Origin of the sequence: Halomicrobium zhouii (assembly GCF_900114435.1) — an archaeon.
GTDB classification, from domain to species: Archaea; Halobacteriota; Halobacteria; order Halobacteriales; family Haloarculaceae; genus Halomicrobium; species Halomicrobium zhouii.
The window spans coordinates 690,695-705,479 of record NZ_FOZK01000001.1; the positions used below are offsets into that span (position 1 = coordinate 690,695).

The following is a 14,785-nucleotide window of genomic DNA, read 5'->3' on the forward strand; positions in this document are numbered from 1 at the left end:
CATGAGTCAAGCGACAGAATCTGACGTCCGAGAGGACGGCGTTATCGAGAGCGTCTCGGGACCGGTCGTCACCGCGACCGACCTCGACGCCCGGATGAACGACGTGGTGTACGTCGGTCACGAAGGGCTGATGGGTGAAGTCATCGAGATCGAAGGAAACATCACCACCATCCAGGTGTACGAGGAGACCTCCGACGTGGCTCCGGGCGAACCGGTCGAAGGGACCGGGTCGCCCCTCTCCGTGGACCTCGGGCCGGGCATGCTCGACGCCATCTACGACGGCGTCCAGCGCCCGCTCGACGTCCTCGAGGAGAAGATGGGGTCGCCGTACCTGGACCGTGGCGTCGACGCCCCGGGTATCGACCTGGAGAAGACCTGGGAGTTCGAGCCCGAGGTGTCGGAAGGCGACGTCGTCGAGACCGGCGACATCGTCGGCACCGTTCCCGAGACGCCGAGTATCGACCACAAAGTGATGGTGCCGCCCGGCTCCGAGGGCGGCGAAGTCGTCTCGATCGAATCCGGCAACTTCACCGTCGAGGAGACGGTCGTCGAACTGGACTCGGGCGAGGAGATTCAGATGCGCCAGGAGTGGCCCGTGCGCGAGCAGCGCCCGGCCGCGGAGAAGCAGACCCCGACCACGCCGCTCGTGTCGGGCCAGCGCATCCTCGACGGCCTGTTCCCCATCGCGAAGGGCGGGACGGCCGCGATTCCGGGCCCCTTCGGCTCCGGGAAGACGGTCACCCAGCACCAGCTCGCCAAGTACGCCGACGCTGACATCGTCGTCTACGTCGGCTGCGGCGAGCGCGGCAACGAGATGACGGAGGTCATCGAGGACTTCCCGGAGCTCGAGGACCCGACCACCGGCAACTCGCTGATGGCCCGGACCTGCCTCATCGCGAACACGTCGAACATGCCCGTCGCGGCGCGTGAATCCTGCGTCTACACCGGGATCACCATCGCGGAGTACTTCCGTGACATGGGCTACGACGTCGCGCTGATGGCCGACTCCACCTCGCGGTGGGCCGAGGCCATGCGCGAGATTTCCTCGCGCCTCGAAGAGATGCCCGGTGAGGAGGGCTACCCGGCCTACCTCGCCGCGCGCCTCTCCGAGTTCTACGAGCGGGCCGGCTACTTCGAGAACGTCAATGGCACCGAGGGCTCCGTGTCGGTCATCGGCGCGGTCTCGCCCCCGGGCGGTGACTTCTCGGAGCCGGTCACCCAGAACACGCTGCGTATCGTCAAGACGTTCTGGGCGCTGGACGCCGACCTCGCCGAACGACGGCACTTCCCGGCTATCAACTGGAACGAGTCGTACTCGCTCTATCGAGACCAGCTGGACCCGTGGTTCGTCGACAACGTCGAGGACGACTGGCCAGAGCAGCGCCAGTGGGCCATCGACGTGCTCGACGAGGAGGCGGAACTGCAGGAGATCGTCCAGCTCGTCGGCAAGGACGCGCTGCCGGAGGACCAGCAGCTGACCCTCGAGGTCGCTCGCTACCTCCGCGAGGCGTGGCTCCAGCAGAACGGCTTCCACCCGGTCGACACCTACTGTCCGCCGGAGAAGACCTACCTCATCCTCGGCGCCATCCGCGCGTACAACGACGCGGCCTTCGAGGCACTCGACGCGGGCGTCCCCGTGGAGGAGATAACGGACATCGACGCGGCGCCGCGCATCAACCGCATCGGCGTCCAGGAGGACTACGACGAGTTCGTCGACGAGCTCGTCGACGACATCGAGTCCGAACTCCAGGAGAAGTACTAACGATGAAAGAATACCAGACCATCACCGAAATCAGCGGTCCGCTGGTGTTCGTCGAGACCGACGAACCGGTCGGCTACGACGAGATCGTCGAGATCGAGACCGGCGACGGCCAGACGCGCCGCGGCCAGGTGCTCGAATCGGCCAGCGACCACGTCGCCATCCAGGTGTTCGAGGGGACCGAGGGTATCGACCGCAACTCCTCGGTTCGCTTCCTCGGCGAGACGATGAAGATGCCCGTCACCGAGGACCTGCTCGGGCGGGTCCTCGACGGCTCCGGCCAGCCCATCGACGGCGGCCCGGAGATCGTCCCGGACGAACGACGCGACATCGTCGGCGAGGCCATCAACCCCTACTCCCGGGAGTACCCCGAGGAGTTCATCCAGACCGGGGTCTCGGCCATCGACGGCATGAACACGCTCGTCCGCGGCCAGAAACTGCCGATCTTCTCGGCTTCCGGCCTGCCGCACAACGACCTGGCGCTGCAGATCGCACGCCAGGCGACGGTGCCGGAGGAAGAAGCGGGCGGTGAGGACGACGAAGGCTCCGAGTTCGCAGTGATCTTCGGCGCCATGGGTATCACCCAGGAGGAGGCAAACGAGTTCATGGCGGACTTCGAGCGCACCGGTGCGCTGGAACGCTCCGTCGTCTTCACGAACCTGGCGGACGACCCCGCCGTCGAGCGGACGATCACGCCGCGACTCGCGCTGACCACCGCCGAGTACCTCGCCTTCGACAAGGGGTACCACGTGCTGGTCATCCTGACGGACATGACCAACTACTGCGAGGCGCTGCGAGAGATCGGCGCCGCGCGCGAGGAGGTCCCGGGTCGCCGTGGCTACCCCGGTTACATGTACACCGACCTGGCCCAGCTCTACGAGCGCGCGGGCCGGATCAAGGGCCGCGAGGGCTCTGTCACGCAGATCCCAATCCTCACGATGCCGGGTGACGACGACACGCACCCGATCCCCGACCTGACGGGGTACATCACCGAGGGGCAGATCATGATGGACCGTGACCTGCACAGCGAGGGGCTCGAGCCCCCCGTCAACGTGTTGCCGAGTCTGTCGCGCCTGATGGACGACGGGATCGGCGAGGGCCTCACCCGCGAGGACCACGCCGACGTCTCCGACCAGATGTACGCCGCCTACGCGGAAGGTGAGGACCTCCGCGACCTGGTGAACATCGTCGGCCGCGAGGCACTGTCGGAGCGTGACAACCGCTTCCTCGACTTCGCCGACCGCTTCGAGGCGGAGTTCGTCGACCAGGGGTCGGATGCCGACCTCTCCATCGACGAGACGCTGGACATCGGCTGGGACCTGCTCTCGATGCTCCCGAAGGAAGAGCTCAACCGTGTCGACGAGGAGCTCATCGAGGAGTACTACGAGGAACAGGAAGCCGAAGAAGTCGCGGCGGACTGACGGCGCGCTCCCGGTTTCCGTTTTCTGTTTTGCCGACTCGCACAACCCCAGTCACGCCGCCGTCCCCGGGTTGCTAGTGCAGGCACTACGACTACCCGCAGGACGCCCGTCCGTCGATCTGTATGCCCGCAGAATCACTCGAAGACCTGTTCCTGATCGAGCTGAAAGACGTCTACGACACCGAACACCGCCTGCTGGGCGCGCTCGACGAACTGAGCCAGCAGACGACGCAGGAGGAAGCCCAGCAGGCCTTCGAGGAACACAGGGAGGAGACGGAACAACACATCCGGAACCTCGAGCAGGCGTTCCAGGCCCTCGGTGAGGAACCCGAACGCGAGGAGTGTGAGGGCATCCAGGGGATGATCGAGGAGACCGAGGAGTTCTTCGAGGAGAAAGAGCCGGCCGAGCAGGTCGCCAACCGCTACGCCATCGGCGCCGCCCAGAAGACCGAACGCTACGAGATCACCGCCTACGAGAACATGCTCCAGTGGGCCCAGGAGGCCGACATGGACCGGGAGATTATCGAGGCCATCGAGGCGAACCTGGCGGACGAGCAGTCGGCGCTGCGGGACCTCCAGCGCATGGCCGAGGAGTTCGACTACCAGCAGATCGTGGCGGTCTAGTCGGGCCGGCGCCGACTACCGGGAGGGGCCGGCTTGCGGGCGAACGGCGAACGGAGTGAGCCGTGAGCCGTACGTTCACCCCGGAATCGCGCTCCGTGAGTCCGGATCCCGTCCGATTCCGGCTCTTTTTCGCCGCCGGCGCGACCTGCTTCGAGCCACGTCTGTGCCAGCTGCCCCGTCCGCCTGAGGAGAACGGCCGAGACCGCCGCGAACAACTGAAAACGATTAACTGCCTCGGTCCGTAAGCCCCCAGTAATGGCAAAGGACGTCAAACCCACGCGCAAGGAGCTGATGCAGATCGAGGACCGCATCGAGCTCTCCGAGCGTGGCCACGACACCCTCGAAAAGAAACGCGACGGGCTCATCATGGAGTTCATGGACATCCTGGACCAGGCCCAGGACGTCCGCTCGGACCTCGACAACTCCTACGAGCGTGCCCAGCGTGCCATCAACATGGCCCGCGCGATGGAGGGCGACGTCGCGGTGCGGGGCGCGGCCGCGGCGCTCAAGGAACACCCGGAGATCACGACCCAGTCGAAGAACATCATGGGCGTCGTCGTCCCACAGATCGAGTCCTCGAAGGTCCGCAAGTCCCTGGACGAGCGTGGGTACGGCGTGATGGGCACCTCCGCCCGGATCGACGAGGCGGCCGACTCCTACGAACGACTCATCGAGAACATCATCCTCGCCGCGGAAGTCGAGACGGCGATGAAGAAGATGCTCGAAGAGATCGAGACCACCAAGCGCCGCGTCAACGCCCTGGAGTTCAAGCTCCTGCCGGACCTCTACGACAACCAGGAGTACATCGAGCAGAAGCTCGAAGAGCAAGAGCGCGAGGAGATCTTCCGCATGAAGAAGATCAAGGCCAAGAAAGAGGAGGAGGAGAAGGCCGAACGCGAGGAAGAAGCCGCAGAAGAGGAACTGGCGACCGTCGCGGCCGACGACGACTGAGCCCCTCCGTTCTCCACTATTTCGACGCGGCGGCGACCGCGCCGCCGACGCTTCGTCTCTCTCAGTTCATCTCCCGGTAGAGCGCGACGACGTCGTCGTAGTCGATATCACCGTTCTGGTTGAAGTCGTAGGCGTTCGGGTAGCTGGCGATGGGGTCGGACTCCAGCTCTTCGAAGAACGTGACCACGTCGTCGTAGTCCACCCGCCCGTTCCCGTTGACGTCCTCGTACAGGCCGTCGTCGTCGGGGTCGGTCGGCGAGGTGCTGCCGCCGACTTTGGGCGGGCCGACGTAGACGGGCCCGGACTCGGCGGCGGTGGGGACGTCGGTACCGTCGTCGTCGCTCAGCCGGTCGACGGCGACGTCGAGGTCGGTCCCGCCGGCCCCGGTACCCGACAGCGTCACGGCGGCGAGGGTGACCTCGCCCTCGGAACCGATCGTCTGGATCTCGTCCTCGAGGTCGACGAACCGGAACGTCGCCTCGCTCCCGTCGTCGGCGACGGTGACGGTCTGGGCGCCGAACGCGTCCGCGACCGTCACGTCGTCGATCGTGGCGACGCCCGGGTCCGCGGCGGAGACGGTGACCTTCCCGCCGGCCAGTCCGTCGGGTAGCCACCGGGCGACGACGTGGGTGGTGGCCGACTCCCCGTTGGCCATCGCGGTCGGGGTCGGCGCGACGGTCGTCTGACCCTCGAGGCCGGGCTGGCCCTCGTCGACGACGAACCGGGCGTCGGTCCGGATCGGTGCGCCGCGTTCGGTGACGTAGTCGACGACCCTGTAGTCGGTCTGCCACTGGTCGGGCGTGATCGTACAGCTGACGTAGCCCCGTTTGGCGCTGTGGTAGACGACGTTGTCGTTCTCTGCTATCACCATCTGTCCGAACTCGGTCGTCTCGCTCCCGTCGCCGTTCGAGGCGATGGAGGTGCCGACGAACTCGGTGCCGATGGGCCTGGCGGGGTCGTCGAAGCTGCGGATTTCGTTGGCCCAGTGCGAGTGGACGTCGCCCGTGACGACGACGGGGTTGTCGACGTGCTCCTCGAAGGCGCCGAAGACGGCCTCCTGGCTCGGCACGTAGCCGTCCCACTGGTCGGTCCGGTACCCCTCCTCCTCGCCCGCGACGCGGTCGACCCGGGCGATGGGGAGTTGGTTGGCCAGGACGTCCCACGTGGCCGTCGAGTTCTCGAGGTTGTCGAGCAGCCACTCGCGCTGGGCGTCGCCGAGGATCTGGCGTTCGAACCGTTCGTCGCAGTCGACGGCGGCGCCGACGTCGCCGCAGGCCTGGTCGTCGCGGTAGTGGCGTGTGTCGAGGACGTTGAACTCGACGAGGTCACCGAACGAGAAGTTCCGGTAGAGCTTCTGGTCGGGCCCGTCGGGCTTCTGGGCCATCCGGAACGGCATGTGTTCGTAGTAGGCCTGGAGCGCCGCCGCCCGGCGCTGGAGGAACGTCTCGGTGGACTGGTCGTCCTCCGGGACGTCGCCGGCCCAGTTGTTGTCGACCTCGTGGTCGTCGCGGGTGACCAGCCACGGCGCGCTGGCGTGGGCGTCCTTCAGGTCCGGGTCGGACTTGTAGAGCCCGTAGCGCAGGCGGTAGTCGTCGAGCGTGGTGATCTCTTCCCGGTACTGGGTCGGGACCGACTCGTCGCGGGCCCCGCCGTTGGCCCCGATGCCGTACTCGTAGATGTAGTCGCCGAGGTGGACGACGAGGTCGAGTTCCTCCTCGGCCATGTGTTCGTAGGCCGTGTAGTAGCCGTCGACCCAGCGCTGGCAGGAGGCGAACGCGAAGCTGAGTTCCTCGGGACTGGCGTCGGGTGACGGTGCGGTCTTCGTTCGACCGACCGGGCTGGCCTTCCCGCCGGCCTCGAACTGGTAGTAGTACTCCGTGTTCGGATCCAGGTCGCGGACGTCGACGTGGACCGTGTGCGCCGAGGACGGCTCGGCCGTCGCGGTGCCGCTCTGGACGACGTCGTCCATCGACTCGTCGGTCGCGACCGTCCACGTCACGTCCACCGCCTCGTCGGGCATCGCGCTGTCGGCCGTCCGCGGGTCCGGTGCGAGCCGCGTCCAGATGACCACTGCCGTCGGGAGCGGATCGCCGGACGCGACACCCAGCGAGTACGGATCTGTCTCGAACTCGCCGTCGTCGGTCATCGCCGTCGCCTGACCGGAGACGCCCACGGCGGCTGCGATGGAGGCGGCGCCGGTGCGTCGCATGAACTGTCGTCGGTTCTGTCCCGTCGGGTCGTGTTCGGGTGGATCTTGTGGATCCATACCGTTTGGCGCGCGCAGATCGGCAGTTAAATTTTATAATATTGATACGTAAGTGGACGTAGCTGGAAGAGATCTCGTCACCGACTCGCGAGCGTAAGGTGTCGTATTGTGGTTGCGTTCCCTCTCGCCGCTCCGGGGGTCAGTGCCGAGTGATGGTGAGGACTACAGAGACGGCCAGTCACGGGACGTCGCTCCGGTCTGGTTCCTCGCCACTGTCTTTCGACGGAGACGCACGCAGTGGCGACGGCCGCGTCTGGCGATTTCGGTAAGCTGTGGATAGCCCGAGTAAGCGCCGAATGAATTTACCCGCGAGGCCCCAACGAGTGTCAAATGGCTGGGAAGCCGAACGTCGTTCTGCTGGTGACGGACACGACCCGGAGAGACGACGCCTCCGACTCGGCCGTGGCGCCGACGCTCGCCGAACTCGCCGAGGCGGGGACCAGGGCCACGCGGGCGTTCTCGACGGCGCCGTGGACGCTCCCCGCCCACGCGTCGATGCTCACTGGCTCCTATCCGTCGAAACACGGCGCCTACACCGGTCACGAACGGCTGGACGAGTCACTTCCGACGCTCCCGGCGCTTCTCGGCGACGCTGGCTACGAGACGGTCTGCGTCTCGAACAACACGTGGCTGAGTTCGGCCTCGGGCTTCGACCGGGGGTTCGACGAGTTCCGCCAGATGTGGCAGCTCCTCCAGTCGGACACGAGCCTGGGCGAAATCGTGCAGGTCACCGAGGGTAGCAGGGTCGACGCCGTCGCCCGCGAACTGTTCGAGGGGAGCCCGCTGGTCAACGGTGTCAACGCGCTTTACCAGTCTCTCGTCCGGAACCGTGACCGGAACGACGACGGCGCCGCCAGATCGACGCGGTGGATCGAGAACTGGCTCGAGGGGCGCTCCGGTGACCAGCCGTTCTTCCTGCTGGCCAACTACATCGAACCTCACCTCGAGTACCGGCCGCCACGGCGACTCGCCGAGGAGCACCTGCCGGCGGACGTCACCTACGACGAGGCGATGGCGGTCCCACAGGAGCCCTGGGAGTACCTCGCCGGGAACGTCACTCTCAGCGACCGGGAGTTGCGTGCCCTCCGGGGGCTCTACCGCGCCGAAATCGCCGCCGTCGACGAACAGATCGCCGCCATCCGGGAGGCGCTCCGCGAGGCAGGAGAGTGGGAGGACACGGTGTTCGTCGTCACGGCGGACCACGGCGAGAACGTCGGCGACCACGGCCTGATGGACCACCAGTACTGTCTGTACGACACGCTGGTCCACGTGCCCCTCGTCGTCCACGGCGGCGCGTTCACGGGCTACGGCGACCTGACCGAACTGGTGAGCCTGGTGGACCTGGCGCCGACGCTCCTCGACGCGGCCGGGGTCCGGGCCGACGACGCGCGGGCGACGTTCCAGGGGCGCTCGTTCCACCCGGCGACGCACGCGCGCAGCCGGGAGTTCGTCGTCAGCGAGTACATGGCTCCCCAGCCGTCGATGGCGGCGCTCGAACACCACGTCGGCGACCTGCCTGCCCACGTCGAGAAACACGACCGGTCGCTCCGTGCGATCCGGACGAGATCGCACGCGTTCGTCCGCGGGTCCGACGGGTCGCGGTCGCTGTACGACCTGCGGTCGGACCCGGGTGAGACGACCGACGTCGCGGCGTCGAATCCCAGGACCGCGGCGGACCTTGGAGAGACGCTCGACGAGTGGCTGGACTCGTTCGAACACGCGAACGTCGACGACGCCGTCACGATCGACGGTCGCCGGAAGGCGCAACTCGAACGGCTCGGCTACCTGCAGTGACTCCGGGTGGGGGCCGAGTGCCACCGCCGCGTCCTTTTTCCCCGTGCCGCGTCCAGTAGCGCCATGGACTGTCCGGAGTGCGGTGCGCCGACGCTCGCCTTCCCCGTCGAACAGGCCTATCGGGAGTATCTCCCGGGCGACGAACCTGGCGCGGCCATCTGTCGGCGGTGCCTGACGCTCCACCCGGTGTCGGATCCCCCCGACGAGATACCCGACTTCACGGCGGTCAGCGACGTGTTCCCGTCGAACGACGACGCAGCGGTGCCGATGGCGCTGCTGCTCGGTCTCCTCTCGTCGCTCGCGCTCTATCGCCAGGAGATATCGGCGCTCCTCGAACGAGTCGAGCGAGCGGGCGCGGATCCGTTGCTCGTCGTCGACCGATTGGCGGACGACCCGGCGCTCGAACCGGCGACGGATCTCCGGGGACGGCGGCGTCAACTGGCCCAATTGCTGTGAACTCCTAACTAGTAAGGTAGGACTGATTTACGCAAGCCTTGTATACCAACGGCTGCGGCAACGACGGCACGGCGGATGCCGAGGACGCAGCCATCCCTCTGACAGTTTGGCATTTCGTAGTCCCCGGGTCCGCCTTCGACCCGTCCCATGCCACCATCCGGACTGCCGCATCGTGGGCGTCCCCTCTGGGGCGTCCACACTTGTGCCTCTGCTCGTTCGCGAGCGACTGGTTAGAAACTGATTAGACGCCGGTCGAGTACCGGAGCAGGCCGGCGACGCCGCCGAACGCCGACAGGAGCTGGTCGCCCTTCTCGAAGTCCGTGGAGATGAACAGCGTCTCGGTCCCGCGCTGGTCGGCGATGTCCATCAGGTGGTCGATGGCGTCCTCGCGCTCGGCCTCGTCGGCGTCGACGGTGGCACCACAGCGCGAGCACTCGTGGTCCGGCGTCGACTTCCGGCGGTCGAGCATCTCGCGCTCGTCGTGGCCGTTCTCGCAGGTGTAGGTGACGACGTCCTGGCGCAGGTCCTCGGAGATGAGCAGCTGGTCGACGGCGCCCATGATGAGGTTCTCGCGGGTCGGCTCGAAGCCGTAGGTGGCCTCGTTGCCGTCGTGGAGCTCCTTGAAGAACTGCTCCATCGCCTGCTTGTCCTCCAGCATCTCGCGCTCGGCGAGCACCTCGCTGGCGGCGTCGACCAGGTCGTACAGCCCCGACTCGTCGGTGTAGGCGACGTCGAACTTGCCGAGGACGCTGTCCTGGAGCTCGTGGTGGAGGTAGTCGCCGTCGAGGAACTCGTCTTTCGTCGGCGAGGGGCCGCCGACGAGCACGCCGTCGAGTTCGTGGCGCCGCGAGACGAACAGGTCGTTGGCCATCCCGGCGACCTCCTGGTAGAAGTTGTCGATGGCTTCCAGGCGCAGGCGGGCGAATCGCTGGGCGGACTGGCCACCTTTGCGCTGCTTGCCGGGGACCAGCGACGAGGCTGACTTGACCGGTTCGACGCGCTTGCCCTTGAGCCAGCCGACGTTCGCCTCCCGTCGGTCGAGCACGATGAGACCGAACAGGCCGCTGTCGGCCAGCATGTTCTCCAGGGGCTCGGTCAGGAAGTGCGAATCGCAATGGTAGCGGAACGACTGGATCGGCTCGGGCGGGCTGTCCAGCACCTCGGTGACCATGTCGGTCTGGCCGCCGCCGGCGTCGACGGCGCCCGAGAACAGCACGGTCCCGTTCTTCGGTGGGTGGGTGTCGTAGTAGCGCAGCCGGTCCTTGATGCTGGTCAGGGCGTCCTGGACGTTCGTTCGGGTGTCCTTCGACTTGATGTTCGACGCCTCGGAGTGCTCCTGCGTGACGTGAGCGACGACGTCGCTGACGAGCTTGTCCTCGGGAACGTAGATAGAGACGAGCTGGGTCCCGGACCCATCGTAGCCCTTGAGTTCCTCTATCACCTTCCGGAACTCGTACTTCTGTTTGTCTGTCTGCTCCTGCTCTTGCTCGCTCATTAGGCATGAATTGGCCGAGGGAGCGTAAGAAAGTGTTGACAGGGAGGCGCGCCCGAAGGGCGGGCCTCCGTATGGCGAACGGGAAGCGCTAGCGACCCGTGAGCAGCGGTCGGGGCGCGAGCGAAGCGAGCGGCCCGACGTACGTGCGAGCGGGAGCGAACGGAGTGAGCGACACGCGAGCAGCGGTCGGTCCCGACTGAAAGGAGGGACCGACGAACGTGCGAACGGCGACCCGCGGGAGCCGTGAGCAGGGAGGCGCGCGACGACCGAAGCGAGGGGGCGCCTTATGGCGAGCGGGCCTACAGCCGACGCCGCCCGCCGACACCATCAAGCATCAGCGTCACTCACACGTAGCCAACATGGTCGATCTCTCGATCCCCGGCCGGGAACGCCTGGAGGGAGCCAACGACTACGACCTTGGGGACCTGCCGCGGTTCGCGCGGGCGAGGCGCCACCGCGACCCGCCGGCGGTCGACGACGTCCGCGCGGCGACGCAGGACGCGGTCGAAGCGCTAGACTTCTCGGATGTCCCGGCCGGCGGCGAAGTGGCGATCACGGCCGGGAGTCGGGGCATCGCCGACGCGCCCGAACTGCTGGCGGCGGTCGTCGACGAGGTCGAATTGCGGGGGTACGAGCCGTTCGTGTTCCCGTCGATGGGGAGCCACGGTGGGGCGACCGCGGAGGGGCAGGTCGAGACGCTCCGGTCGGTGGGGGTCACCGAGGAGCGAGTGGGCTGTCCGATCCGGTCGTCGATGGCGGTCGAGGAGGTCGGGACCGACGTCGAGGGCCGGCCGGTGTTCGTCGCCGAAGACGCGCTGGCGGCCGATGGCGTCGTCCTGGCCAACCGGGTGAAGGCCCACACCGACTACAGCGGCGGGCTGGAGAGCGGTCTGGCGAAGATGGCCGTCGTCGGGATGGGGAAACATCGCGGGGCCGAGGTGACCCACAACGCCGCGCTGGCGCGCGGCTTCGACGCGGTGATCGGCGAGCGAGCCGAAATCGTCCTCGACGCGGCGCCGGTCGTCGGTGGGCTCGCGCTGCTGGAGAACGCCCACGAGCACGCCGCGGAAATCGTCGGTCTCCCCGCGGACCGGATCCTCGACGAAGAGCCCGACCTCCTCGACCGCTCGAAGGAGCTCCTCGCGACCCTGCCGGTCGACGACCTGGACCTGCTGGTCGTCGACGAGATGGGCAAGGAGATCAGCGGCACCGGGATGGACACCAACGTCCTCGGTCGCGTGGACTTCCACGGCCAGGCCGAACCCGACGAGCCCGATATCACGCGCGTCTACGTCCGCTCGCTCACCGAGGCGTCCCACGGGAACGCGGTGGGCGTCGGGCTGGCCGACTTCGCCCACGTCGACGTCCTCGAGGCCATCGACCTGGGCGACACGTACGTCAACATCGCCACGAGCGGCGAGCCCTCGCGGGCGCGCCTGCCCTATACCGTCCCGGCGGACGCGACGGCGCTCCTCGTCGCCTGCTCGATGACTGGCGTCCGCGACCCGGCGGACCTGCGGGTCGCGCGCATCGAGAACACGCTGGAACCCGACGACCTGCTGGTCTCCGAACCGGTCGCCGACGAACTCGCCGACCACTCCGAGGTGGCCGTCAGCGACCTCGAACCGCTCGCGTTCGACGCCGACGGCGAGCTGGAGACGCCGCTCTAATTCCTGGCCATCCGCGCCGCGAGTTCGACCGCGTCGACCAGGCTCTCCTCGGAGGCGATCCCCTCGCCGGCGATGTCGAAGGCCGTCCCGTGGTCGACGCTCGTCCGGACGATGGGGAGGCCGATGGTGACGTTGACGCCGCTGACGCCCCCTGATTCGAAGCCGAGCATCTTGATGGGGATGTGGCCCTGGTCGTGGTACATGGCGACGACGCAGTCGACGTCGTCGCCCGCGGCGGCCTGCGAGAAGACGGTGTCCGGCGACTCGGGACCGACGACGTCGATACCCTCGTTCTGCGCGCGCTCAATAGCTGGCTCGATTTCTTCGGCCTCGGCGTCGCCGAGCAGGCCGCCGTCGCTGGCGTGGGGGTTGAGCCCCGCGACGGCGACGGTCGGTGCGTCGACGTCGAGAGAGCGCAAGGCGTCGTCGGTGACGCGGACGGTCTGGAACACCCGCTCCTCGGTGACGAGGTCGCAGGCCTCCGAGAGTGGCACGTGCGTACTGACGTGGCTGACGCGCAGGTCGTCCTCGACGAGCAGCATCGAGTAGTGGTCGGTGTCGGTGTAGTCGGCGAGCATCCCCGTGTGGCCGGCGTACTCGCTGCCGGCCATGCGGGTGGCCTGCTTGTTGATCGGCGCCGTCGTGATGGCGTCGACGGCCCCCGACGTCGCGAGTTCGATGGCCCGCTCGACGTACTCCAGGCTCGCCGCGCCGTAGGCCTCCCGGAGGTCGCCGTAGGAGAGGTCCGAGACGTTGTCGAGGTCTATCACGTCGATAATCTCCTGGTCGTCGCGGGCGTCGGCGGGGTCGTCGACGGTTCGAATCGACAGGGGCGATCCGCTGACCTCGACGGCATCCCGGAGGACGTCGGCGTCGCCTACGACGACGGGGATCGCGTCCCGACTCGCCCGCGCGTGGCCCTTCACGATCACTTCGCTGCCGACGCCGGCGGGGTCGCCCATCGTCACGGCGACGACCGGCTTGTGCTCACTCATCGTACCCAGCGAGGGCGTCGAGGCAGTTACGGATTGTCCTCCAGTCGCCGAAGGCGCCGGCTTTCGTGACGACTGGACGGTCGGCCGCGGCGCCGCCGACCACTCGGCCGACTGGGACTCCGTCCTCGACTGCCCGTCCGGTGAGGCGGAGGCCCTCGGCGTCGAGCGCGTCGAGCGTCGCCGCGGCGACGGCCCCGCCGGAGAGCAGGTAGCCCCCCGGCGACGACGCCCTGGTGACTCGCGCCGCGACGGCCGCCAGCCCCGAGGCGACGCGCTCGCGCGCCACCGAACCCGAGAGACCGGCCGCGTCGGCGGCCTGGAGGGTAGCCTCGACGTCCGCGGTCGATTCGGCCGCCGTGACGACGGCGGCCGTTCCGTCCTCGATTCGATCGAGGGTCTGTTCGACGGCCGCCGCGACGGCCGTCGCCTCGTCGTCGATCAGGGCGGGGCCGTCCAGGACGACGACCTGTTCGTCGGGGAGCGCGTCGAGCTGGTCGAACGTCCGGGGACTGGCGCTGCCGACGACGCCGAGGACCGGGTCGGTTTCGCGCCCGACGGTGACGTGGCGGGCGAGTCCGGCGCTGCCCACGTACACCACGTCGAGCGGGCTGTCAGCGAGCCCAGCGCCGGCGGTGCCGGTGGCGTCTGGGGCGCCGGCGGCGATGGCGGCGAGGTGGTCGTCTGTCGCCGCGTCGCAGGTGACGACCACCGGGCCATCCTCACCTGCGGCGTCCGCGAGTCGGTCGGCGACCGTCGACGCGTCCCCGACGGCGTCGACCGGGAGGTGCTCGACGGGGTAGTTCGAGTCAGCGAAGCGCGTCGGCAGGTGGGAGGTCTCGACGGGTGCGTCGGGGTCGGACCCGGCGGCCGTCTCGGCGACGGGGGTCCCGTCGACGAGGTGGTAGCCGCCGACGGTCGTCCGGCCTTCGGCGGGGAACGCGGGGGCGACCAGGGCCAGGTCCGCGCCGCTGGCCGCGATGGCGGCGTCGACCTCCGCGACGAGGTTGCCCCTGAGCGTCGAGTCGACCTTCTTGTAGACCAGGTCGGGGTCCCGGGTCGTCACGACCTCTCGTACTCGCTCGCCGGCGGTGGTCGCGTCGGCGTAGCGCGAGTCCGTGTCGACGACGAGGACGTCCGCGGTGGCCGAGTGGTCGCGGCCGACGACGACCGTCTCGAAGCCGCGGGCGGCGAACTGGTGGCCCGTGTCGCAGGCGCCCGAGCGGTCGTCGGCGACGACCAGCGTCGTGGCTGTCATACCCTCGGCCAGGGCTCGGTCGGTCATAAGCGGTGGGTCGCGGGCACAGAACCTGTGTGGCGTATGACGGGTCTCTCCGGCCGCTGCGACGGACGGCTTT

At 68.0% G+C, this 14,785-nt stretch carries 11 protein-coding genes; 7 read left to right on the forward strand and 4 right to left on the reverse strand.

From position 1 onward, the window contains the following. Position 1: 1 nt before the first annotated feature. The 4 genes from BM337_RS03275 (at position 2) to BM337_RS03290 (ending at position 4,754) form a co-directional block, all read left to right on the forward strand. A complete protein-coding gene (locus BM337_RS03275) occupies positions 2–1,762 on the forward strand; it encodes an ATP synthase subunit A (protein WP_089813861.1) in 1,761 nt (586 codons plus the stop codon). 2 nt (positions 1,763–1,764) lie between these two features. Further along, on the forward strand, positions 1,765–3,180 hold the full coding sequence (locus tag BM337_RS03280; RefSeq protein ID WP_089813863.1) for an ATP synthase subunit B: 1,416 nt from the start codon (positions 1,765–1,767) through the stop codon (positions 3,178–3,180). A 122-nt stretch (positions 3,181–3,302) separates the two neighbouring features. Next, positions 3,303–3,803, forward strand: coding sequence for a YciE/YciF ferroxidase family protein (locus tag BM337_RS03285; protein ID WP_089813865.1), 501 nt, complete (start codon positions 3,303–3,305; stop codon positions 3,801–3,803). 255 nt (positions 3,804–4,058) lie between these two features. Next, a complete protein-coding gene (locus BM337_RS03290; protein WP_089813867.1) occupies positions 4,059–4,754 on the forward strand; it encodes a V-type ATP synthase subunit D in 696 nt (231 codons plus the stop codon). A gap of 61 nt (positions 4,755–4,815) precedes the next feature. Here BM337_RS03290 and BM337_RS03295 read toward each other — a convergent pair whose 3' ends face one another. Continuing rightward, on the reverse strand, positions 4,816–7,020 hold the full coding sequence (locus BM337_RS03295; RefSeq protein ID WP_245778592.1) for an alkaline phosphatase D family protein: 2,205 nt from the start codon (positions 7,018–7,020) through the stop codon (positions 4,816–4,818). Between the two features lie 330 nt (positions 7,021–7,350). On the opposite strand from BM337_RS03295, the gene BM337_RS03300 reads away from it, so the two are divergent. Further along, positions 7,351–8,814 (forward strand): sulfatase, encoded by a 1,464-nt coding sequence (locus BM337_RS03300; protein WP_089813869.1) that lies wholly within the window; start codon positions 7,351–7,353, stop codon positions 8,812–8,814. Between the two features lie 63 nt (positions 8,815–8,877). Beyond that, positions 8,878–9,270: a DUF6276 family protein gene (locus BM337_RS03305; RefSeq protein WP_089813870.1), complete on the forward strand. Its 393-nt coding sequence runs from the start codon at positions 8,878–8,880 to the stop codon at positions 9,268–9,270. 241 nt (positions 9,271–9,511) lie between these two features. On the opposite strand, the gene prf1 is transcribed toward BM337_RS03305, so the two are convergent. After that, the gene (gene prf1 / locus BM337_RS03310) at positions 9,512–10,765 is read right to left on the reverse strand and encodes a peptide chain release factor aRF-1 (RefSeq protein WP_089813872.1); all 1,254 of its coding nucleotides are present in this window, start codon (positions 10,763–10,765) and stop codon (positions 9,512–9,514) included. Between the two features lie 359 nt (positions 10,766–11,124). Between prf1 and BM337_RS03315 the strand changes: the two genes are divergently transcribed. Continuing rightward, a complete protein-coding gene (locus BM337_RS03315; protein ID WP_177227120.1) occupies positions 11,125–12,435 on the forward strand; it encodes a nickel pincer cofactor-dependent isomerase, group 22 in 1,311 nt (436 codons plus the stop codon). Here the strand turns inward: BM337_RS03315 and pdxA are convergent. Further along, complete coding sequence (gene pdxA, locus BM337_RS03320; RefSeq protein WP_089813874.1) at positions 12,432–13,430, reverse strand: 4-hydroxythreonine-4-phosphate dehydrogenase PdxA; 999 nt, start codon at positions 13,428–13,430, stop codon at positions 12,432–12,434. The genes BM337_RS03315 and pdxA overlap by 4 nt on opposite strands. Continuing rightward, the gene (locus BM337_RS03325) at positions 13,423–14,685 is read right to left on the reverse strand and encodes a four-carbon acid sugar kinase family protein (protein ID WP_089813877.1); all 1,263 of its coding nucleotides are present in this window, start codon (positions 14,683–14,685) and stop codon (positions 13,423–13,425) included. The genes pdxA and BM337_RS03325 overlap by 8 nt, the downstream gene beginning before the upstream one ends. Positions 14,686–14,785 lie beyond the last annotated feature (100 nt).

What these genes read in the sequence shown, in the direction of transcription:
- prf1 (WP_089813872.1), bottom strand. Translation starts at nt 10,765, where the DNA reads ATGAGCGAGCAAGAGCAGGAGCAGACAGACAAACAGAAGTACGAGTTC.
- BM337_RS03280 (WP_089813863.1), top strand. Translation starts at nt 1,765, where the DNA reads ATGAAAGAATACCAGACCATCACCGAAATCAGCGGTCCGCTGGTGTTC.
- BM337_RS03300 (WP_089813869.1), top strand. Translation starts at nt 7,351, where the DNA reads ATGGCTGGGAAGCCGAACGTCGTTCTGCTGGTGACGGACACGACCCGG.
- BM337_RS03285 (WP_089813865.1), top strand. Translation starts at nt 3,303, where the DNA reads ATGCCCGCAGAATCACTCGAAGACCTGTTCCTGATCGAGCTGAAAGAC.
- BM337_RS03315 (WP_177227120.1), top strand. Translation starts at nt 11,125, where the DNA reads ATGGTCGATCTCTCGATCCCCGGCCGGGAACGCCTGGAGGGAGCCAAC.
- BM337_RS03275 (WP_089813861.1), top strand. Translation starts at nt 2, where the DNA reads ATGAGTCAAGCGACAGAATCTGACGTCCGAGAGGACGGCGTTATCGAG.
- BM337_RS03305 (WP_089813870.1), top strand. Translation starts at nt 8,878, where the DNA reads ATGGACTGTCCGGAGTGCGGTGCGCCGACGCTCGCCTTCCCCGTCGAA.
- BM337_RS03295 (WP_245778592.1), bottom strand. Translation starts at nt 7,020, where the DNA reads ATGGATCCACAAGATCCACCCGAACACGACCCGACGGGACAGAACCGA.
- pdxA (WP_089813874.1), bottom strand. Translation starts at nt 13,430, where the DNA reads ATGAGTGAGCACAAGCCGGTCGTCGCCGTGACGATGGGCGACCCCGCC.
- BM337_RS03325 (WP_089813877.1), bottom strand. Translation starts at nt 14,685, where the DNA reads ATGACAGCCACGACGCTGGTCGTCGCCGACGACCGCTCGGGCGCCTGC.
- BM337_RS03290 (WP_089813867.1), top strand. Translation starts at nt 4,059, where the DNA reads ATGGCAAAGGACGTCAAACCCACGCGCAAGGAGCTGATGCAGATCGAG.